The sequence below is a fragment of the Ancylobacter sp. Lp-2 genome, assembly GCF_020523795.1.
Taxonomy (GTDB): Bacteria; Pseudomonadota; Alphaproteobacteria; order Rhizobiales; family Xanthobacteraceae; genus Ancylobacter.
The window spans coordinates 97,698-117,346 of sequence record NZ_JAJALI010000010.1 but is presented as its reverse complement, the minus strand read 5'-3'; the positions used below and the strand labels follow the sequence as shown (position 1 = coordinate 117,346).

The 19,649-nt window shown below is 68.6% G+C and carries 21 protein-coding genes; 11 read left to right on the top strand and 10 right to left on the bottom strand.

Annotated features, from left to right (window positions below; genetic code table 11):
* Nucleotides 1-9: 9 nt before the first annotated feature.
* Nucleotides 10-960, top strand: a complete 951-nt coding sequence (locus LGR54_RS21110) for an SGNH/GDSL hydrolase family protein (protein ID WP_230363938.1) — start codon at nucleotides 10-12, stop codon at nucleotides 958-960.
* Nucleotides 961-1,151: 191 nt separating this feature from the next.
* Nucleotides 1,152-1,544 (top strand): VOC family protein, encoded by a 393-nt coding sequence (locus LGR54_RS21105; RefSeq protein ID WP_230363937.1) that lies wholly within the window; start codon nucleotides 1,152-1,154, stop codon nucleotides 1,542-1,544.
* Between the two features lie 6 nt (nucleotides 1,545-1,550).
* Here LGR54_RS21105 and LGR54_RS21100 read toward each other — a convergent pair whose 3' ends face one another.
* Nucleotides 1,551-2,216: an O-methyltransferase gene (locus tag LGR54_RS21100; RefSeq protein ID WP_230363936.1), complete on the bottom strand. Its 666-nt coding sequence runs from the start codon at nucleotides 2,214-2,216 to the stop codon at nucleotides 1,551-1,553.
* Nucleotides 2,213-2,524: a hypothetical protein gene (locus LGR54_RS21095; protein ID WP_230363935.1), complete on the bottom strand. Its 312-nt coding sequence runs from the start codon at nucleotides 2,522-2,524 to the stop codon at nucleotides 2,213-2,215. The genes LGR54_RS21100 and LGR54_RS21095 overlap by 4 nt, the downstream gene beginning before the upstream one ends.
* Nucleotides 2,525-2,648: 124 nt before the next feature.
* Between LGR54_RS21095 and prmB the strand changes: the two genes are divergently transcribed.
* The 3 genes from prmB to LGR54_RS25845 all read left to right on the top strand — a co-directional run bounded on the left by prmB (nucleotide 2,649) and on the right by LGR54_RS25845 (nucleotide 4,814).
* Nucleotides 2,649-3,557: a 50S ribosomal protein L3 N(5)-glutamine methyltransferase gene (gene prmB / locus LGR54_RS21090; RefSeq protein WP_230363934.1), complete on the top strand. Its 909-nt coding sequence runs from the start codon at nucleotides 2,649-2,651 to the stop codon at nucleotides 3,555-3,557.
* Between the two features lie 98 nt (nucleotides 3,558-3,655).
* Nucleotides 3,656-4,489 (top strand): class D beta-lactamase, encoded by an 834-nt coding sequence (blaOXA, locus tag LGR54_RS21085; protein WP_230363933.1) that lies wholly within the window; start codon nucleotides 3,656-3,658, stop codon nucleotides 4,487-4,489.
* Between the two features lie 193 nt (nucleotides 4,490-4,682).
* Nucleotides 4,683-4,814, top strand: a complete 132-nt coding sequence (locus LGR54_RS25845; RefSeq protein WP_255607851.1) for a hypothetical protein — start codon at nucleotides 4,683-4,685, stop codon at nucleotides 4,812-4,814.
* On the opposite strand, the gene LGR54_RS21080 is transcribed toward LGR54_RS25845, so the two are convergent.
* A complete protein-coding gene (locus tag LGR54_RS21080; RefSeq protein ID WP_230363932.1) occupies nucleotides 4,811-5,272 on the bottom strand; it encodes a lipocalin-like domain-containing protein in 462 nt (153 codons plus the stop codon). The genes LGR54_RS25845 and LGR54_RS21080 overlap by 4 nt on opposite strands.
* A gap of 28 nt (nucleotides 5,273-5,300) precedes the next feature.
* Nucleotides 5,301-6,530, bottom strand: coding sequence for a lytic murein transglycosylase (locus LGR54_RS21075; RefSeq protein ID WP_230363931.1), 1,230 nt, complete (start codon nucleotides 6,528-6,530; stop codon nucleotides 5,301-5,303).
* Nucleotides 6,531-6,662: 132 nt separating this feature from the next.
* Between LGR54_RS21075 and LGR54_RS21070 the strand changes: the two genes are divergently transcribed.
* Nucleotides 6,663-7,142 carry a VOC family protein gene (locus tag LGR54_RS21070; RefSeq protein WP_230363930.1) on the top strand — a complete coding sequence of 160 codons (480 nt, stop codon included), beginning with the start codon at nucleotides 6,663-6,665 and terminating at the stop codon, nucleotides 7,140-7,142.
* Between the two features lie 48 nt (nucleotides 7,143-7,190).
* Here the strand turns inward: LGR54_RS21070 and tam are convergent, their stop codons facing one another.
* The 5 genes from tam to LGR54_RS21045 all read right to left on the bottom strand — a co-directional run bounded on the left by tam (nucleotide 7,191) and on the right by LGR54_RS21045 (nucleotide 11,809).
* The gene (gene tam, locus LGR54_RS21065) at nucleotides 7,191-7,973 is read right to left on the bottom strand and encodes a trans-aconitate 2-methyltransferase (RefSeq protein ID WP_230363929.1); all 783 of its coding nucleotides are present in this window, start codon (nucleotides 7,971-7,973) and stop codon (nucleotides 7,191-7,193) included.
* A gap of 4 nt (nucleotides 7,974-7,977) precedes the next feature.
* Nucleotides 7,978-8,751 (bottom strand): hypothetical protein, encoded by a 774-nt coding sequence (locus LGR54_RS21060; RefSeq protein WP_230363928.1) that lies wholly within the window; start codon nucleotides 8,749-8,751, stop codon nucleotides 7,978-7,980.
* 114 nt (nucleotides 8,752-8,865) lie between these two features.
* Entirely contained in the window at nucleotides 8,866-9,336 is a 471-nt protein-coding gene (locus LGR54_RS21055) for a hypothetical protein (protein ID WP_230363927.1), read from the bottom strand.
* Between the two features lie 173 nt (nucleotides 9,337-9,509).
* Nucleotides 9,510-11,165 carry an energy-dependent translational throttle protein EttA gene (ettA, locus tag LGR54_RS21050; protein ID WP_230363926.1) on the bottom strand — a complete coding sequence of 552 codons (1,656 nt, stop codon included), beginning with the start codon at nucleotides 11,163-11,165 and terminating at the stop codon, nucleotides 9,510-9,512.
* A gap of 89 nt (nucleotides 11,166-11,254) precedes the next feature.
* Nucleotides 11,255-11,809 (bottom strand): cupin domain-containing protein, encoded by a 555-nt coding sequence (locus LGR54_RS21045; RefSeq protein ID WP_230363925.1) that lies wholly within the window; start codon nucleotides 11,807-11,809, stop codon nucleotides 11,255-11,257.
* 268 nt (nucleotides 11,810-12,077) lie between these two features.
* On the opposite strand from LGR54_RS21045, the gene otsB reads away from it, so the two are divergent.
* The 4 genes from otsB (at nucleotide 12,078) to LGR54_RS21025 (ending at nucleotide 17,136) form a co-directional block, all read left to right on the top strand.
* Complete coding sequence (otsB, locus tag LGR54_RS21040; protein WP_230363924.1) at nucleotides 12,078-12,833, top strand: trehalose-phosphatase; 756 nt, start codon at nucleotides 12,078-12,080, stop codon at nucleotides 12,831-12,833.
* On the top strand, nucleotides 12,830-14,626 hold the full coding sequence (locus LGR54_RS21035) for a glycoside hydrolase family 15 protein (RefSeq protein ID WP_230363923.1): 1,797 nt from the start codon (nucleotides 12,830-12,832) through the stop codon (nucleotides 14,624-14,626). The genes otsB and LGR54_RS21035 overlap by 4 nt, the downstream gene beginning before the upstream one ends.
* Nucleotides 14,611-16,053 (top strand): alpha,alpha-trehalose-phosphate synthase (UDP-forming), encoded by a 1,443-nt coding sequence (otsA, locus tag LGR54_RS21030; protein ID WP_230363998.1) that lies wholly within the window; start codon nucleotides 14,611-14,613, stop codon nucleotides 16,051-16,053. The genes LGR54_RS21035 and otsA overlap by 16 nt, the downstream gene beginning before the upstream one ends.
* Before the next feature lie 123 nt (nucleotides 16,054-16,176).
* Nucleotides 16,177-17,136 carry a diguanylate cyclase gene (locus LGR54_RS21025; RefSeq protein WP_230363922.1) on the top strand — a complete coding sequence of 320 codons (960 nt, stop codon included), beginning with the start codon at nucleotides 16,177-16,179 and terminating at the stop codon, nucleotides 17,134-17,136.
* Nucleotides 17,137-17,220: 84 nt separating this feature from the next.
* Here the strand turns inward: LGR54_RS21025 and LGR54_RS21020 are convergent, their stop codons facing one another.
* Nucleotides 17,221-18,156: an aldose 1-epimerase family protein gene (locus LGR54_RS21020; protein WP_230363921.1), complete on the bottom strand. Its 936-nt coding sequence runs from the start codon at nucleotides 18,154-18,156 to the stop codon at nucleotides 17,221-17,223.
* Nucleotides 18,157-18,479: 323 nt separating this feature from the next.
* Between LGR54_RS21020 and LGR54_RS21015 the strand changes: the two genes are divergently transcribed.
* Nucleotides 18,480-19,397 carry an FkbM family methyltransferase gene (locus LGR54_RS21015; protein ID WP_230363920.1) on the top strand — a complete coding sequence of 306 codons (918 nt, stop codon included), beginning with the start codon at nucleotides 18,480-18,482 and terminating at the stop codon, nucleotides 19,395-19,397.
* The last annotated feature ends 252 nt before the right edge of the window (nucleotides 19,398-19,649 follow it).

The following is a 19,649-nucleotide window of genomic DNA, read 5'->3' as shown; positions in this document are numbered from 1 at the left end:
CCCACCAAGATGCACCTGACCCGTCTCGCGCTTCCGGGCCTCGTCGCTGCCACGCTCTCCGTGACACTCGCCTTGCCGCTCGCCGGCACGCCGGCCGCCGCTGCCACTTTGCTGGCGCCGAGCTGCCCGGCCGGCAACGTGGCGCTGACCCGGCTCAGCCAGCCGCTGCCGCGCTTCGCCAAGGCGCTGCGCGAGGGCGGGCCGGTGAAGATCGTCGCCATCGGCTCCTCCTCCACCGCCGGGGCGGGAGCGAGCTCGCGTGCCGCCGCCTATCCGAGCCGGCTGGAAGCGGCGCTGCGCCAGCGCTTCCCCGGCATCGAGCTCACCGTGGTCAATCGTGGCATCAACGGGCAGGACGCGCCGGAGATGCTGGCGCGCTTCGAGACCGATGTCGCGGCTGCGAGCCCGACGCTGGTGCTGTGGCAGGCCGGGGTGAACGCGCTGTTCCGCGCCAACGGGCTCGACACCGCCGAGGCGCTGCTGCGCGAGGCGATCGCCCGCACCCGCGCGCTCGGCGCCGACATCGTGATCATCGACCCGCAATATTCGCCCAAGGTGATCGGCGACCCGGAAGCGCTCGACATGCTGCGCCTGCAGCAGCGCGTCGCCGACGAGGAAGGGGTGGGCGTGTTCCACCGCTTCGCGCTGATGCGCGAATGGCACGAGGCGAAGGGGCTGGCCTTCGACGCCTTCACCTTCAAGGACGGCTTCCACATGAACGATTTCGGCTATGAGTGCTTCGCCAAGGGACTTGGCGTCTCGCTCGCGGCCAATGTCGACAGCCAGCTGCGCTCGGCGGATGTGAGTGGCCCGGCCTCGCTGGCCAAGCCCGCCAAGCCGGGTGCCGTCCTGACCGGAACCGCCATTCCCGGCGCGGCGGCGCCGACCGGCAAGACCTCGGCGCCGGCGGCCACCGGTCCGGCGCCCGAAGGCCTGCCGGACAGCACGGCGACGCCGTGAACGCAGGCGGCGTCCCGACGGCGCCGTCCTTCAAACAAGCTCGCTGACATGAGCCGGATCGTCCGGCCGGACGGATCCTCCCGATTCCGGTGGTAGCGAACGCGGGATCGCGCGTTTCACCTGTTCCCCGCATGCCCTTCGGCAGCGATTATCGTGAGGCGCGCCGCCACGCCAGAACGAGGGAATCGCCGGTGTCCGTCATCAGCCACATCACATTGGGAACGAACGACAAGGACCGGTCAGCAACATTCTACGATGCCGTGCTGGGAGCCATCGGCTTCGCCCGGCTGCCCAAGCCGCCGGAAAAGCCCCTCGCCTATGAGCGCGACGGCCAGATGCCGACCATCTACATCTACACGCCGGAGGACGGCCGGCCGGCGACATGGGGCAACGGCACGCATGTCGCCTTCATCGCCGAGACCAAGGCCGCGGTGCGCGCCTTCCACGAACAGGCCCTAAAGCTGGGCGGACGGAGCGAAGGCGAACCCGGGCCGCGCCCGCATTACGGGCCGAACTATTACGCGGCCTATGTGCGCGATCCCGACGGGAACAAGCTGCAGGCGGTCTGCTACGCGGCGGAGTGAGCCGCCTCACACCACCAGCGCGAGGGCGAAGCCGTCATAGCCCTTGGAGCCGACCGTCTGGACGGCGGTGGCGACGAGGCGCGGCTCGGCGGCGACCATCTCCATGAAGCGGCGGATGCCCACGACCGATTCGTCGGTATTCGCGGGATCGGCGGCCCGCCCGTCGCGCACCACATTGTCGGCGACGATCACCGTGCCCGGATGCGACAGCGCCAGCGCCGCCTCCAGATAATGCGGGTTGCCCGGCTTGTCGGCGTCGATGAAGACGAAGTCGAACGGCGCCTCGCCGGCGGCGATCATCGCCGCCAGCGTCGTGCGGGCGGGGCCGACCCGCACCTCGACGCGATCAGCCAGACCGGCATGGGCGATGTTGGCGCGCGCCACCTCGGCATGGTGCGGGTCGAATTCCAGCGTGACGAGACGGCCATCTTCCGGCAAGGCGCGGGCCAGCCAGATCGTCGAATAGCCGCCGAGCGTGCCGATCTCCAGGATGCGCCGGGCGCCGCGGATCATCGCCAGCAGCATCAGCAGCTTGCCCTGATTGGGCGCGACGTTGATCGCCCTGAGGCCGGCGGCGTCGCTCGCCGCGAGCGCCGAGGCGAGGGCCGGATCGGGCGGCAGCAGCGTGTCCTCGATCCAGTGATCGACGCGCAACCAGACCGCCTCGCTCATGCGTCGTCGCCGCGATCGGAGAAGGCGCCGCCGAAGCGCTTCATCACCGCCTCGCGGGCGGCGAGCACCTTCTTCTCGTAGTCGATCGCCATCGGCTCGGTGAGCACGCTTTCCAGCCCGGCGAGCAGCGCCCACAGTGCCGGAACCTCCGCCTCGTCCTCGACGAATTCGGCCAGCGCCTCGCCATCGCCATCGTCGACGGTGCGGGACAGGAACTCGAACAGCACCACCGCCACCGAGCGATCGATGTGCAGGACGATCTCTTCGGACGACTTGTCGGTAGGGCCGGTGGACGGCTTGGCGGCCATGTCATGCTCTCCGCGTTTCACCCCATTCCTCTCATTTTCCGGGGCGCGGCGCCACACGCTTTCACATCAACTTGCTTTCACGCCGCCACCATGCTGCTAGACCCGGAAACACAGGAGAATCCCGGTGAGCGCGGAACACGACCTCCACACGCTGCGCGACTTTCTGCGCTACGCCGTCAGCCGCTTCAACGCGGCCGAGCTCGGCTTCGGCCACGGCACCACCACCGCGCTCGACGAGGCCGCCTTCATCATCCTCGAGGCGCTGCACCTGCCGGTCGACGAGCTCGATCCCTGGCTCGACTGCCGGCTGACCGGCGGCGAGCGCGCCCGCCTCGCTCATCTGATCGAGGAGCGCTGCCGCACCCGCAAGCCGGCGGCCTATCTGCTCGGCCGTACCTATATTCGCGGCGTGCCGTTCAAGAGCGACGAGCGCGCCATCGTGCCGCGCTCCTTCATCGGCGAGCTGATGGCCGGCGACCTGTTCGGCGGCGAGGGCTTCTCGCTGGTGCCGGAGCCGGAGGCGGTCGGCCGGGTGCTGGACCTGTGCACCGGCTCGGGCTGCCTCGCCATCCTCGCGGCGATGCTGTTCGAGAATGCCGAGGTGGACGCGGTCGACCTCTCGCCCGAGGCGCTGTCGCTGGCGGCGGAGAACGTGGCGCTGCACGAGATGCAGGACCGGGTGACACTGCACCAGGGCGACCTGTTCGCGCCGCTGAAGGGCAAGCGCTACGACCTGATCATCACCAACCCGCCCTATGTCGACGCCAAGACCTGCGCGGCGCTACCGCCGGAGCATCGCCACGAGCCGATCATGGCCTTCGCCGGCGGGCCGGACGGGCTCGACATCGTCCGGCGCATCCTCAAGGAGGCGCCGAAGCATCTCGCCCGCGACGGCGGCCTCATCTGCGAGATCGGCACCGACCGGGAGATACTGGAGGCCGAGTATCCCGAGTTGCCTTTCCTGTGGCTCGACACCGAGGACAGCGAGGGCGAGGTGTTCTGGCTGTCGGCCGGGGATTTCACCGGGCGCTGAACGCCGGGGACAAGCAGGAAATCGCCCGGCGGCGGCCGGATTTCCGCCACGGGCGGCGGGTGCTGTGCGCGGCAAAGCAACTGCCCGTGAGGAAGCCCATGCGCCGCCGTTCCGCCCTCGCCTTTTCCGCCCCCATGCTTGCCGCTGTCGTCCTCGCCGCCTCCGCGCTCGCGCTGCCGGCACGGGCGGCGACGCTGTGCACCGTGCTCGCCGACGCGGCGACCGGCAAGGTGCTGACGCAGGACGGCCCCGGCTGCGAGGAGCGGGTGACGCCGGCCTCCACCTTCAAGATCGCCATCGCGCTGATGGGGTACGACGCCGGCATCCTCACCGACGCGCATGCGCCCTCCTGGCCCTACAAGCCGGGCTACCCGGCCTGGCGCAAGGAGTGGAAGGCGGATGTCGACCCGACCTACTGGATGAAGGAATCGGTAGTCTGGTACTCGCAGGAGATCACCCGCAAACTCGGCATGGAACGCTTCCGCGCCTATGTCGACGGCTTCGGCTACGGCAACCGCGACGTCTCCGGCAACAAGGGCAAGAAGGACGGGCTGACCGAAGCCTGGCTCTCCACCTCGCTCGCCCTGTCGCCCAAGGAGCAGCTCGGCTTCCTCGGCCGCATGCTGCGCGGCGAATTGCCGGTGTCGAAGCGGGCGGTGGAGATGACCGGCGAGATCATCCGCGTCGGCACCACGACCAATGGCTGGCAGGTGCACGGCAAGACCGGCATGGGCTTCGCCCACGACGCCAAGGGCCAGCCGGTGCGCGGCCAGCCCTATGGCTGGTTCGTCGGCTGGGCGGTGAAGGACGGGCGCTCGGTGACGTTCGCGCGGCTCGACCGCGACGCCGCGCGGCAGGAGACGCCGACCAGCTGGCGCGCCCGCGACGCCATGCTGGCCGAGCTGCCGGGGCTGCTCGACAAGGTGAAGTAGGCGGGCCGCCGCTCGCGGGCGGCGGCCGGAAGCCGCCCGGGCAATTTGCGCGCGCTTGCAGGTAAACCAAGGGATGATCGCCCCCCTTGATCGGATGAAACCACCACGCCCGGGTACAATATCGGCGGCGCGCGCTCCTGCGTAGCCTTCTCCCATCGGCCAGCCGTCGTGGCGGCCCAATAGGAGAGCGCAGATGTACGCCCGGATGCTCATCGTCTTCGTGCTGTCCGGCGTGGTGGCGCTGAGCGTGATCGTGGCGCATGCGCCGGACCAGCCGAACGCCGCGCCGGCGCCGCTGGTGGTGGCGAGCGCGGATGCCGGCTAGCCGGCAGCTATCACGGCACCGTCCGGCGGCGCGACCTCGCGGCGCCACGCCACGCGGGCGATCACCGCGACCGGCTCGCCGTCGCCGCGGGGCATGTCGAGCGGGGCGCTGACGAGTTCGAGATCGTCGCCGTCGAGCGTGCAGTGGCGCAGCTGCTCGGTGCCGATCCAGCGCGGGAACCAGGAGATGTCGACCCGGGTGACCAGCCGGTCCGGCGCCTCGATCCGATAGGTGCCGGAATAGGCGACGAGATCGCGGAAGGCCGCAGCCTGCTCGGCCTCGGTGACCGGCGAGGGCCGGCCGGTCGGGGTGATCAGGGCGAAGAACCGCCCGCCGGGGTGCAAGAGGATGGTGCCCGCCGGGTTGGGGCCGAACGGCTCCCACTGGCGGCCGGTCGCCACCTCCTCGAAACGGAAGCTCCTGAGAATCCAGGCACCGAGCAGATCCGCCTCGCGCATCGCACCGCCCTCTGGCGGCGCCCCGACCTCAGCCGCCCTTCATGCGCTCCAGAAGCGCCTGCGTCGGCCAGCAGTCAAGCGGCAGGCCCCTCGCCTTCTGGTAGGCGCCGAGCGCGGCGCGGGTCTTCATGCCGGCCTTGCCGTCGACCTTCTCGGCGTAGAGGCCCTCGCGGGTGAGCACCTTCTGCATGAATTCGAGGTCGCTGGTCTTCACCAGCGCGATCGGCTGCCAGTCGCGGGCGAAGGGACGGTCGTCCTCGATACGGTCGGCGAGGTGGCCGACATAGAGCACGTAGAGATCGGCAAAGTTGTAGTTCTTCAGCGCGAAATAGTTGGCCGGCGTCAGGAAGACCGGGCCGAACGGGCCGGCCGGCATGATGATCGAGGCCGGGTCCTTCATCGCGGTGGGCGGGATGCGGCGGCCATCCGCCACCTTCACGCCGCTCTTCAGCCAGGCGGCGATCGGGCGGGTGACGGCGGGCTCGGCCTCAGTGCAGTCGAAGCCGGCCGGCACCGCGATCTCGTAGGCCCAGCGCTTGCCGGGCTGCCAGCCCTCCTCGCGCAGCAGGCTGGCGGTGGCGGCCAGCGCCTCCGGCACAGAGGTCCAGATATTGGCGGTGCCGTCGCCGTCGAGGTCGACGCCGTATTTCAGGTAGCCAGTCGGCATGAACTGGGTGAGGCCCATGGCGCCGGCCCAGGAACTCTTCATCTCGGCGCGCCTCACATGGCCCTCGTCGAGGATCTTCAGCGCGGCGAGGAATTCGGCGCGGAACTCGTCCTTGCGGCGGCCGACATAGGCCTGCGTCGCCACGACGCGCAGCGCGTCGTAGTTCAGCTTGGCGCCGCCATAGGAGGTCTCGCGCGCCCAGATGGCGAGCAGGATCGAGCCGGGCACGCCGAAGCGCCGTTCGATGGCGTCGAGCTGGCCGCGATACTGCGCGGCGAGCGCGCGGCCGCGCGTGGCATAGGAGGCGATCGCCTTGTCGGAGAGATAGGCGGCCGGGGTCTGCACGAACTCGGCCTGCGCGCCCGGCTTCTGCGGCTTGCCGGGAATGGCGAGGTCCGGCAGCGAATAATCCGGCTCCAGCCCCTTGGTCTCGCGCTCGAAGGTGGCGCGGGAGATACCCATCGCTTGAGCCGCCGGCCATTGCGCCGCCAGCCAGCGGTCGAAGGCGGCGTCGGCGCGGACGGACGAGGACGCCCCGGCGACGGCGGACAGGGACAGAAGGGCGATGGCGAGACGGGACAGGATGCGCATGCGCCCTACTTAGCGCAGCGGGAGCCGGCGCGGAAATCCCACCCGTTCACGGTTGCGCGTGTCGGGATCGGGCCGCGCCGGACGTCCTTGCAGTGTCGGCGCGGATGCCGGCGCCCATGTGGGAGAGAAACGATGGGACTGAGGCAGGCGATCACCCCCTATCTGTGGTTCGACAGCGAGGCCGAGGAGGCGGCACGGTTCTACGTCTCGGTGTTTCCCAATTCGCGCATCCTCACGGTGGCGCGCTATTCGGAGCTCGGCCCCGGCCCGGAAGGCAGCGTGATGGTGGTGCTGTTCGAGCTCGACGGCCTGCAGTTCGGCGCCATCAATGGCGGGACGATCTTCAAGCTCAGCGAGGCCACCTCCTTCCTGATCGACTGCAGGACGCAGGAGGAGATCGACTTCTACTGGGAGAAGCTCGGCGCCGGCGGCCTGTACCAGCCCTGCGGCTGGCTGAAGGACCGCTTCGGCCTGTCCTGGCAGGTGAACAGCCAGGAACTGGTCGAGAAGGCGCATTCCGACCCCGCCATCTCCCAGCGGGTGATGGCGGCGATGATGCAGATGCAGAAGATCGACCTGGCGGTGCTGTGGAAGGCGGTGGAGGGGGCGTGAGCCGCCCTCTCCACGCCGGAACCCACGCCGGAGCTGGCGCGGCGCGGCCTATCGCACCGCGACGATGAACAGGCGCGGGAAGCGCAGCAGCACCTTGCCATCCACCCGCGCCGGATAGGCCTCGGCGATCCGCGCGGTGTAGGCGGCGAGGAAGGCGGCGCGCTCCTCGGTATCGAGCGGGTCGAGATAGGGCCGCAGCGCCGTCGACTTGAACCACTCGGCGATGGCGGCGGCGCCGTCGAGGGCGTGCTGGTAGTGGGTGTGCCAGATCTCGACCCGCTGGGCGACCGGCTTCAGCAGGTCATAATAGGCGCCGACCGACGGCAGTTCGTCGCGGGTGGCGCCGGCGATCTTGCCCGCCCACGGCCCCTCCGCCGCCGTCTGCGCCATCAGCACATGCGAGGGCTCGGCGACGTTGTCGGGCATCTGCACGGCGAGCACGCCGCCCTCGGGCAGCGCCTCCACAAGGCGGCGCAGCACGGCGGGATGGTCCGGCACCCACTGGAACACGGCATTGCCGAAGATGAGGTCGGTGCCGGGCGCCGGCTGCCATGTCGCGACGTCGGCGACCTCGAAGCGGGCGGCGGGCAGGCGCTCGCCCGCCTGCCTGACCATGTTGGGCGAGCTGTCGATGCCGAGCACCTCGGCCTGCGGCCAGCGCTCCGCCAGCAGCTCGGTGGAATTGCCCGGCCCGCAGCCGATGTCGACGACGCGGCGCGGCGCCGCCAGCGGGATCTGCGCGACGAGATCGCGCGAAGGGCGCGTGCGCTCGTCGGCGAACTTCAGATAGAGGGCGGGATTCCAGTCTTCGGCGGCGGCACGCAGGGTCATCGGCTCACTCTCTCACGATCTTGTCGGGCACGGCGGAAAGTTGGACGCTGGAAAGTCGGGCGGCTTCCTCGCGCAGCGCGGTCAGCACCGCCCGCTGCTGATGGCCGCCGCACAGCATGTGGAAGGTGCCGCTCACGGTCACCTCGTCATAGGCCTTCTCGATCTCGGCGAGGAAGGCATAATCGTCCGGCCGGAACGCCGCGCCCATGTGCCAGCGGGCGATGAAGCCCCACAGCATCGACTGGGCGAGCAGGATCACGACATAGCGGATATGGGCGCGGCGGGCCACCGGGTCCGTCACCTTGTCCCAGCCGCCGAGGCTGTCCGCCGCGTCGCGCGACATCTTGAGATAGGTGTAGAAGCGCACCGTGCTCTCGACCACATCCGGGTGCAGATTGCCGATGGTGGCGCCGGACGCATGGATGAAGGCGAAATAGCTCTCCTTGCGGGCGACATCGGCGAAACCGCCGGCGCCGGCGGCGGGATCGGCATGGAGCGCCCGCCAGAAGCCGAGCATGTCCATGCTGTGCAGGCCGAATTGCAGCGCGCGGATCTCGGAGGAAAACAGCCGGATGCTGCCCTGCCGCGTCGCGGTCAGCCGGATGATGCCGCCAGCGCAGGCGAGCGCGACGGCGATCCAGCCGGCGATCAGCGCGCTGCGGATCGACGGATCGGCGGCGCGCACGAACCACGCGAACGCCACCGTCGCCACCAGGATGGCGACGAGGCCGAGACCGAGGTCCCAGCGATTGAGGGCAAGGCGCCGGAGCGTTCGCATCGGCTGACCGCGATCAGGTTGCGCTATTCCGGGCTATAGCGCGTCCGGCTGCAACGCGCGAGTCGAGAGAAGAAACGATACCGAGGAGCTGACAAGCGGCTGCGTGACGGCGCGCTACCGCAGGACTCCGAGTGCAGGAACAGGCACGAATACGTCAGAGCTGGTATCGTAGCCCTGAATTCCGCAAAGGTAATTGGATGCGCGCTTGGTAGAGAAAAACCCGGGCGCCCGACCACCACCAAGCGCGTAGTGCAATGTCTGGCCCGCGATCACCCCAATATCCGGCCTCGCGCCAGGGATGGCCGATGGCCTGTCCGGCACCTTGGCGCGAACAAAGATCGTATATTTCCAACCCTTTGCCAGTCGGTGTGGCGCGTATTCGACCATCGCATCGATCTCGACGCTCTGAAGATCGTCCCACTGACTGCCGCCGAGAGGTTGGCAAGCCGCGCGAAAGACCCGGACCCCTTCCAAGATCTGCTCTTGTGAATAGGGCGTATCGTTTCGCGCAACACGGACTGTCGTTGCAACAGCCGCCGACGCCATGGGGGCCATCAGCGCCAAAGCTATCGCGACCTTAAGCACCGTGCCCTCCCGCTCTTCTTCCACATTCTGAGAGGGTAGCCGGACACAGCAGCGCCGGTCGAGCGGGAACCACGTCCCGCGCGCCGGGAAATGCAAAAGCCGGCGCGGGGGGCCCGGCGCCGGCTTTCGTCGCGATACAAAGGGTGGCGGGCCGCCCCGCCTTCCTCAGCGCCTCAGCGCGTGAGCTTCTTGTGCTTCATCCGGTGCGGGATGATCGCATCGACGCCGAGGCGGCGCTTCTTGTCTTCCTCGTAGTCGTGGAAGTTGCCCTCGAACCACTCGACATGGCTGTCGTCCTCATAGGCGAGGATGTGGGTGGCGATGCGGTCGAGGAAGAAGCGGTCATGCGAGATGATCACCGCGCAGCCGGCATAGTCTTCCAGCGCCTCTTCCAGCGCGCGCAGCGTCTCGACGTCGAGATCGTTGGTCGGCTCGTCCAACAGCAGGACATTCGCCCCCTGCTGAAGGATGCGCGCGAGGTGAACGCGGTTGCGCTCGCCGCCCGACAGCATGCCGACCTTCTTCTGCTGGTCGCCGCCCTTGAAGTTGAAGGCGCCGCAATAGGCGCGCGAATTGATCTCGCGCTTGCCGAGATACAGGATCTCGTTGCCGCCGGAGACTTCCTCCCACACCGTCTTCTTGTCGTTCAGCGCGTCGCGGTTCTGGTCGACATAGCCGATCTGAACGCTGTCGCCGATGGTGATGGTGCCGGCATCGGGCTTCTCCAGCCCGGTGATCATGCGGAACAGCGTGGTCTTGCCGGCGCCGTTCGGCCCGATGACGCCGACGATGCCGCCCGGCGGCAGCTTGAACGATAGGTTGTCGATCAGCAGCTTGTCGCCGAACGACTTGCTGAGGCCGTTGAACTCGATGACGTTGTTACCAAGGCGCTCGGCCACCGGAATGACGATCTGCGCGGTGGTCGGCGCCTTCTCGGACGCCTTCTTGACCAGCTCGTCATAGCGCTGGATACGCGCCTTGTTCTTGGCCTGGCGAGCCTTGGGGGACGCGGCCATCCACTCCTGCTCGGAGGCGAGCGCGCGCTGGCGGGCCTCGTCCTCGCGGTTCTCCTGCGCCATGCGCTTGGTCTTCTGCGTCAGCCAGGAGGAGTAGTTGCCCTCATAGGGGATGCCGCGGCCGCGATCGAGCTCGAGGATCCAGCCGGTGACGTTGTCGAGGAAGTAGCGGTCATGGGTGACGATCAGGATCGCGCCCGGATAGGTCCGCAGATGGCCTTCCAGCCAGTTGGTGGTCTCGGCGTCGAGATGGTTGGTCGGTTCGTCGAGCAGCAGCAGTTCCGGCTGCGACAGCAGCAGCTGGCACAGCGCGACGCGGCGGCGCTCGCCGCCGGAGAGCCTGGCCACGTCGGAACCGTCCTCGGGGCAGCCGAGGGCGTCCATCGCCTGGTCGATCTTGCTGTCAAGGTCCCACAGGCCCTGCGCCTCGATCTCGTCCTGGAGCGCGGTCATCTCGTCCGCGGTCTCGTCGGAATAGTTCATGGCGAGTTCATTGTAGCGGTCGAGGATGCCCTTCTGCTTGGCAACGCCGAGCATGACGTTCTCGCGCACCGACAAAGCGGGATCGAGCTGCGGCTCCTGCGGCAGGTAGCCGACACGCGCGCCCTCGGCGACCCAGGCCTCGCCGGAGAAATCCTTGTCCAGGCCGGCCATGATCTTCAGCAGCGTCGACTTGCCCGAGCCGTTGGGGCCGAGAATGCCGATCTTGGCGGTCGGGTAGAAGGAGAGGTGCACATTGTCGAGCACCTTCTTGCCGCCCGGATAGGCCTTGGTCATGCCGTGCATGTGGTAGACGTACTGGTAGGAAGCCATGAGCCAGATCCTGCGCATCTGCGCGTGGGGGGCGCGCGCGGCGGCGAGTGCCGATAGCGGGCCGTGGTGCCGGTGAGAAGGGTTGCGCGCTATGTAAACCGCGCGCCTGCGCCCGACAAGGCCACCGACGCCCCGGACGCGGCCAGCGGCACCGGGAAGTCGCTTATCTCCACCGCCGCCGAGGGGAAGCGGGCGACCAGCGCCTCGCGGTCGCCGAGCTCGACATCCTCGGGCTCGACGCCGGGCCATTCGGTGCTGGCGCCGAGGAACCACCCGCCGCCGGTGACGAGGCGGGCGGTGTGGAAGGTGCCGCCGGGAATGAACAGCTGCACGCACTGGCCGGCCGCGAGATCCGGCCCCACCACCGCGCGCTCGACGCCGCCGTCCTCGTGCAGCAGCAGCACCTCGAGCGGGTCGCCGAGATAATAGTGATAGAGCTGGTCGTTGCGGATGCGGTGCAGTTGCACCGGCGCCGCCGGCGTCACCAAAAAATACAGCGCCGAGCCCATCGGCCGCCCGCCCTCGAACGGCGCGGGCAGGCCATCGGGCGCGATGCGCTGCGACGCGACATAGGTCAGCCGCACGAAGCCGCAGGTCGCGCCCGGCGTGAGATCGAGCAGTGCGATCACCTCGTCGGCGGTCATGTCCGTGCCCTCCAAACCCTCAAGCGGATACTAGCCCGCCCGGCCGGCGAGGCCCATGGCGACGTCGTCGCAGGGCACGGCTGCAAGGTTTTCGGCCGGCCGCCGAACTTTCCTGCTCCGGTATTGGAACGCCACCGCGCTCTCCGCGTTACCCCCCTGCTGCAGGGCAGCGAACGGGGAGGCGTGCCTATGTCACTACCTCCCCGCGGCGGGGCGAGGCTTGTATAGGGTAGGCATGGCGAGAGTACGAACCGCATCAGAAACCGGCATGCGCCCCGCGCCCCGGTCGGATTGGGCACTGTTCCTCGACATTGACGGCACGCTGATCGAGCACGCCGACCATCCCGAAGGGATCACCATCCCCGAGGATCTGCCGACGTTGCTGATGCGCTTGCAGACCGCCTTCGACGGCGCGGTGGCGTTGGTGTCCGGCCGCACCATCGAATGGATGGACCGCCGCTTCGCCCCGGCGCGGCTCGCCGCCGCCGGACAGCACGGCGCCGAGCTGCGGCTGAAGTCCGACGGCAAAGCGGTGCCGCTCGCCATTCCGCCCTGGCGCAAGCGGCTGGAGACCGAGCTCGACGCGGCGCTCAAAGCGTGGCCAGGCGTCTATCTCGAGCACAAGCCGCTGTCGCTCGCCGTGCATTACCGCGCGGTGCCACAATTCGAGGACGACGTGAAGCTGAAGGTCGGCGCCATCGCCAACGGACTGCAATCCGACATCGAACTGCTCGCCGGCCGCAGCGTGATCGAGATCCGCCAGGCCGGGCTGACCAAGGGCACGGCGGTGAAACGCTTCCTGGAGACCGCGCCCTTCGCCGGGCGGCTGCCGGTATTCCTCGGCGACGACGTGACCGACGAGGACGGCTTCGGCGCGGTGAAGGCGGCCGGCGGCCTCGCGGTGGCGGTGGGGCCGCGCCCGACCGACCAAGCAGATTTCCGCCTGGACACCCCGGGCGAGGTGCGCTTCTGGCTGGCCTCCGTGGTTGCCGAAAGCCTCGGCACGACGGAGGCGGCGCGATGAGCTCGAACCTCAATCTCGCCGCCATCGGCAACGGCACCATCGCCGCGCTGGTCGACCCCAACGGCCGCATCGCCTGGTGCTGCTGGCCACGCATCGACGGCGACCCGATCTTCTCCGCTTTGCTCGGCGGCGAGGAGCCGGAAGGCGGCTTCTTCGATGTCGTCCTCGATGGACAGGTGAAGGCGACGCGCCGCTACCAGCCCAACACCGCCATCATCGAGACGGTGATCGAGAGCGCCGACGGCGCGAAACTGCGCATCACCGACTTCGCGCCGCGCTTCAAGCTCTACGACCGCATCTACCGCCCGGCGACGCTGGTGCGGCGCATCGAGCCGCTCGCCGGCACCTGCCGCGTCACCATCCGGCTGCGCCCGCGCTTCAACTGGGGCGAGACGGCGCCGAAGCCGGTGCGCGGCTCCAACCACATGCGGTTTTCCGGCGACGACTTCGCGGTGCGCGCCACCACCGACCTGCCGATCGTCTACATCGCCGAGGAACGGCCCTTCGTGCTGAGCCGGGCGGCGACCATCGTGTTGGGACCGGACGAGCCCTTCGCCAACTCGCTCACCGACACGGCGCGCTCCTTCGAGGAGAAGACCCGCGACTATTGGTACGAGTGGGTGCGCTACCTCTCCATTCCCTTCGAATGGCAGGACGCGGTGATCCGTGCCGCCATCTCGCTGAAGCTGTGCGCCTATGAGGAGACGGGCGGCATCGTCGCCGCGCTGACCACCTCGATCCCTGAGGCGCCGCACTCGATCCGCAACTGGGACTACCGGCACTGCTGGCTGCGCGACAGCTATTTCACCGTGCGGGCGCTGAACCTGCTCGGCGCCACCCGGACGATGGAAGACTACATCCGCTACCTGACCACGGTGATCGCCTCCGAACCCTCCGGGCGGCTGGCGCCGGTCTACTCCATCGTGCCGGGCACGCCGCTGGAGGAGCGCTTCGCCCCGGCCCTGCCGGGCTTCCGCGGCATGGGGCCGGTGCGGGTGGGCAACCAGGCGGCCGAGCAGGTGCAGAATGACGGCTACGGCCATGTGGTGCTGGCGGCGGCGCAGATGTTCTTCGACCACCGGCTGCCGACGTGGGGCGACCGCGCGCTGTTCGAACTCCTGGAAGGCGTCGGCACGCGGGCGGCGGAATTCGCCTTCGAGCCCGATGCCGGCCTGTGGGAGCTGCGCGGCAAGAGGCGGGTGCACACCTTCTCGGCGGTGATGAGCTGGGCGGCCTGCACGCGACTCGCCAAGATCGCGGGCGTGCTGGGTCTGCCGGAGCGCGCCACGTACTGGAAGGAGCAGGCGGCGGCCATCCGCGCCCGAATCCTCTCCTTCGCGTGGAACGAGGAGATGAACAGCTTCCTCGACGCCGAGGAGGACGGCCAGATCGACGCCAGCCTGCTGCTGCTCGCCGATCTCGGCTTCGTGCGGCCGGACGATCCGCGCTTCGTCGCCACGGTGGAGCGGGTCGGCCACGACCTCATGCGCAACGGTTATCTGATGCGCTACGCCGGCGAGGACGATTTCGGCCTGCCCGAGACCTCCTTCACGATCTGCTCGTTCTGGTACGTCAACGCGCTCGACATGATCGGGCGCCGCGACGAGGCGCGCGCGATGTTCCAGAACCTGCTCGACCGCCGCAACGAGGCCGGGCTGCTCTCCGAGGACATCGACAACCAGACGCTGGAGCTGTGGGGCAACATTCCGCAGACCTATTCGATGGTGGGACTGATCGACACGGCGATGCGCCTGTCGAAAACATGGGAGGAAGCGTTCTGGCGCGGCTCGTAATCGTTTCAAACCGGGTCGCCTCGCCGAAGGAGCGAGGCGCCAAGGCGGGAGGCTTGGCCGTCGCACTGCGCGAGACGCTGAACAAGCGCGGCGGTGTGTGGTTCGGCTGGAGCGGGGAGACCCAGGTCGACCCGCCGAGCGAACCCAAGGTGTTCCGCTCCGGCAAGGTGACCTACGCGCTGCAGACGCTCGATCCCGAGGACCAGCGCGACCACTATGCGGGCTATGCCAACGGCACGCTGTGGCCGCTGTGCCATTACCGGCTGGGCCTCCTGAACTTCCGCCGCACCGAGTGGGAAGGCTACCGGCGGGTGAACGCCACCTTCGCGCGGGCGCTGATGCCGCTCCTGAAGCCGGACGACATCGTCTGGGTGCATGATTACCACTTCATCCCGCTGGCCAGCGAATTGCGGGCGCTCGGCTTCGAGGGGCGGATCGGCTATTTCCACCACATTCCCTGGCCGACGCCGGAAGTGTTCCTCACCCTGCCCTCGCATGCGGCGCTGGTGCGTGATTTGTCGCGCTACGACCTCGTCGGCCTGCAGACCGAGCACGACGTGCGGGCGCTGCTAACCTATGTATCGAGCGAGGCGCGCGGCTGGATCGCCCCCGGTGGCGTGGTCGGCCTGCGCGACCGGCGCTTCCGCGTCGCCACCTACCCGATCGGCATCGACGCCGACGCCTTCGTGCGCGACGCCCAAGCCGCCGCCGGCAGCGAGGACGAGGAGCGGTTGAAGGCCAGCCTCGCCGGGCGGGCGCTGGCGGTTGGGGTCGACCGGCTCGACTACTCGAAGGGATTGCCCAACAAGTTCGCCGCCTTCGGCGAGCTGCTCAAGAGCCATCCGGAGCGGCGCTCCACCGTGACCATGATGCAGATCGCCCCGCTCAGCCGCAGCGAGGTAACAGAATACCAGGCGCTGCGCCGCGAGCTGGAAGAGCTGGCCGGCTCGATCAATGGCGAATATGCCGAGTTCGACTGGGTGCCGCTGCGCTATCTCAACCGGCCGTTCCAGCGCGCGACGCTGGCCGCCATCTACCGCACCGCCCGGCTGGGAGTGGTGACACCGCTGCGCGACGGCATGAACCTCGTCGCCAAGGAATATGTGGCGGCGCAGAACCCGGAGGATCCGGGCGTGCTGGTGCTCTCGCGCTTCGCCGGCGCCGCTGACGAGCTCTCCGGCGCGCTGATCGTCAACCCCTATGACGTGGAGGGCATGGCCGACACGCTCGACATGGCGCTGTCCATGCCGCTCGACGAGCGACGCGACCGCTGGCGCACCAATATGGACAAGGTGAGCCGCAACACCATCCACAGATGGTGCGAAACCTTCCTCCACGACCTTTCAGGGGTTGACGGTTATGGCGCGGGCGTCGAACCTTCTCCCAGCGCCTCTCCTCCCCCCAAGACGGCGCGCGGCCGACGCTGAACGGCTGGCGGTTCCGCCTCCCTCTCCCCCCTTCCCGACCTCAACCCATCGGCGATCATGTGGCAGGTTCCTCCCAACCCGGTGAATGAAACCGAACGCATTGCCGTGCTCGAAGCCTGTCGCATGATGGATTCGCCTGGCGACGAGCGCTTCGACCGGCTGACCTGGCTGGCCCAGCACCTCTATGAGGCCGATGTCGCCTTCCTCAGCTTCATCGACGAGCACCGCCAGTGGATGAAGTCGCTGAGCGCGCCGCTGGTCGGCACCCAGATCGACCGCAAGCTGTCGGTGTGCCAGCACATCATCTCCACCGGCAAGCCGCTGATGTCGCCGGACCTGAAGACCGATCCGCGCTTCGACGGCCACCCGGTGGTGCCGAAGATCCCGCTGCGCTTCTATGCCGGGGTGCCGCTGATCGCCGCACCCGACCTCGCCATCGGCTCGCTCTGCGTGATGCGGCGCGAGGCGGCGGCGGAGGACGAGGCGTTCGACTTCTCGCCGCTGGAGGCGCTGGCCGCCATCGCCGTCGACGCGGTGGCGCTGGCGCAGCGCAACGAGGAACTGGCGGCGGAATCGCGCATCGACGCGCTGACCGGCCTCGCCAACCGCCGCGGCTTCGACGACGCGCTGCTGCGCGCCGCCGGCATCTGCAACCGCAGCGGCGAGCCGCTCTCGGCGCTGCTCATCGACATCGACCGCTTCAAGACCATCAACGACCAGCTCGGCCATCTCGCCGGCGACATGGTGCTGCGGCGGGTCGGCGAGGCGCTGTCCAGTGTGAAGCTGCGCCAGGGCGACATGGTGGCGCGTTTCGGCGGCGAGGAATTCGTGATGCTGCTGCCCGGCAGCAGCCTCGCCGGGGCGATGGAAGTGGCGGCACGGGTGCGTACCCGCCTGATCGAGGCCGGCATCCCCCGGCCGGAGAGCGGCGTGGTCACGGTCAGCATCGGCGTCGCCGCCCAGCCGGGCGACGCCATAGACGGGCTCGAACTGATCGCCCGCGCCGACGCCGCGCTCTATGCCGCCAAGCGGGCCGGGCGCGACCGCGTGGTCGGCGACGGGATGGCGACGGCGCCCAACTAGGCCGGCCGCAGCGCCTCGGGCGACGGCCGGTCAGCTCTCCTTATGCCGCCTCCGGCGGCCAGCCCCGCATGCCGTCTCTGGCGGCTAGGCCTCGATGCGCCCGACGTCCGGCAGCCAGCGCACCGACATGGCGAAATCCTGCGCGCCGCCCGGCGGGATATGCGCGAGGCCGGGCTTGCCGACGAAGTCGCCGGACGCCCCCTCCGGGCTGGCATAGCCGTACCACGGCTCGATGCACAGGAAGGGCGCGCCGGGCTTCGACCAGATGCCGAGTTGCGGCATGCCGGGGAACGCCACTTCCAGCCCCGGCAGGCCGGAGACGCCGAAGCGTATATGGCGCGAGCGCGGCTCGGTGAAGATCAGCGCGTCGCGCTCGAACATCGCGTCGGTCGGCTCCAGCACGTCGCCATGGACCAGCGGGGTCGGTTCGGCGGCGGCCGACAACAGCCCGCCGACCGGACGGTGGATCGGCGCCACCTCGGCCTTCTCGAACACCAGCCGGTGCTGCGCGCGCGTGCCGCCATAGGGCAGCGGCCACCGGAAGGCCGGGTGGAAGCCGAAGCTCGCCGGCAGGGGCGCGTCGCCGGGATTGGACACCGTCGCGGTGATGGTCAGTGTCGCGTCAGCAAGCGCGTAGGTAACGCGCAGCGCGAAGTCGAACGGGTACTGCTCGCGGGTCTCGGCATCGGCGTCGAGGCCGAAGGTGACCGAGGAAGGTCCCTTGTCGACCAGGGTGAATACCCGCCGGCGGGCGAGGCCGTGCTGAAGCATCTTGTAGCTGCGGCCCTCATGCACCAGCTCGTCGCCCGGCAATCGGCCGACGATGGGAAACAGCAACGGCGCCCGGCCGCCCCAGAAGGCGGCGTCACCGTTCCACAGCAACTCGCGTCCCTGCGCATCGCGCAGCCGCACCAGCTCGGCGCCGAGCGGGGCGACCTCGGCGGAGAGGTGATCCGAGGCGATGGCGACGGCGCCCTCCACCTTCCCGGCGGTCGCATTGCTTGCCGGTTCGACGCTCATGGCTGTCTCCGTCCCTTGCTGGTCGATGATCGAGCTTATCGCGATTCCCGCGCCGCGCGATGCTCCGCCGCACGGCGATGCCGCACCGAGGCGCGATGCTGCACATGCTCGATGGCGGGCGGATATCCAGCGCGGCGCTTCGCACATGCGAAGATTCTATACCGCATCGCGAAGCAATCGATTTTATTACATAAGAATTATTGTAAAAAATAGCAATGCAACGATCATTTGCCGCGGAGGACATCCATACATTCCGATTGTATAATGCAATCAGCCACTGCATGGTCACGATATATCCTTGCGTAAGGAAACAACCGATCCCCATGCCCGCCACCCTTGGCCCCGACGACATCACCGACATACTGCGCCGCTATTTCGTCGAGGGTGAGCGATCGCCCGACATCGTCCTCGACACCATGCCGCGCGCCGATGTCAGCCCGTCGGTCGTCGACGAATTGCTCGCGCGTCCCGAGGTGCATGACGAGGATTACCTGATCTTCCGCCACTTCACCGACCCGCGCAGCACCATTCTCGATGTGGGGGCGAATTTCGGCTATTCGGCCACCTCGATCTGGCGCGCCGGCGCCCGGGCGGCGGTGGTGTCGTTCGAGCCGATCCCGATGTATGCGCAGGTGCTCGACGCGCTGGCGCAGCGGATCAACCCGCCGCCGGGTGGGCTGCTGCACCGCTGGCGGCACCCGAAGCGGTATGAATCCTTCAGCACCGGGGTTTCCGACCGGACCGGCACCATCACCTTCCACCTGTCGGTGCTGAACGAGGACCGGATCAACAGCGCGCTGACCACGGCGGCACAGACGGTCGACCTCGAAGGCTATGTGCGCAACACGCTGTTCTTCGCCAAGGCCAACGGCTTCGAGATCACCTCGTTCCGACTGCACCCGTTCGTGGCGCCGGTGACCACGCTCGACCGCTGGTCCGCCGAGGCGCCCTCCGCGCTCAAGCGGCGGAAGATCGTCGCCATCAAGATCGACACCGAGGGCTATGAGGGACACACCATGGTCGGGGCTGCCGGGCTGCTCGACACGCACCGCCCGCTCGTCATGGCCGAATGCGGCCACGCCATTCCCCTCGCGGTCGAGACGATGCGGCAGCACGGCTATGTCATGCTCGGGCGCAAGGGCGACACGCTGGAGGTCGCCGACGCGCCTTCCGGGGTCAATACGTTCTACGGGCACCCCAGCCAGTTCCGCCGCTATCGCAAGATGGGGCTGATGGTCTGAGCCGCCGGTGGCCCCGACCGCGAGGCCGAGGCGAGACACGCATCGCTCGCCGCTCATTGGCTCGCCCTTCGCGCAGGTCGCTCGCCGAACCAGCGCCCGGCGCATCCCGCCACCCTCCTCCCGTCCCCCGAGGGGAAGCGGCTCCGACACATCGGCATCCGATCGGGAAAAAATGCCAAAAAGCGAATAGAAGCAGCGCGCGAAATATGGGATCTGAATTCCATACGTCATCTGTGCGTTCCATCGCTTCCC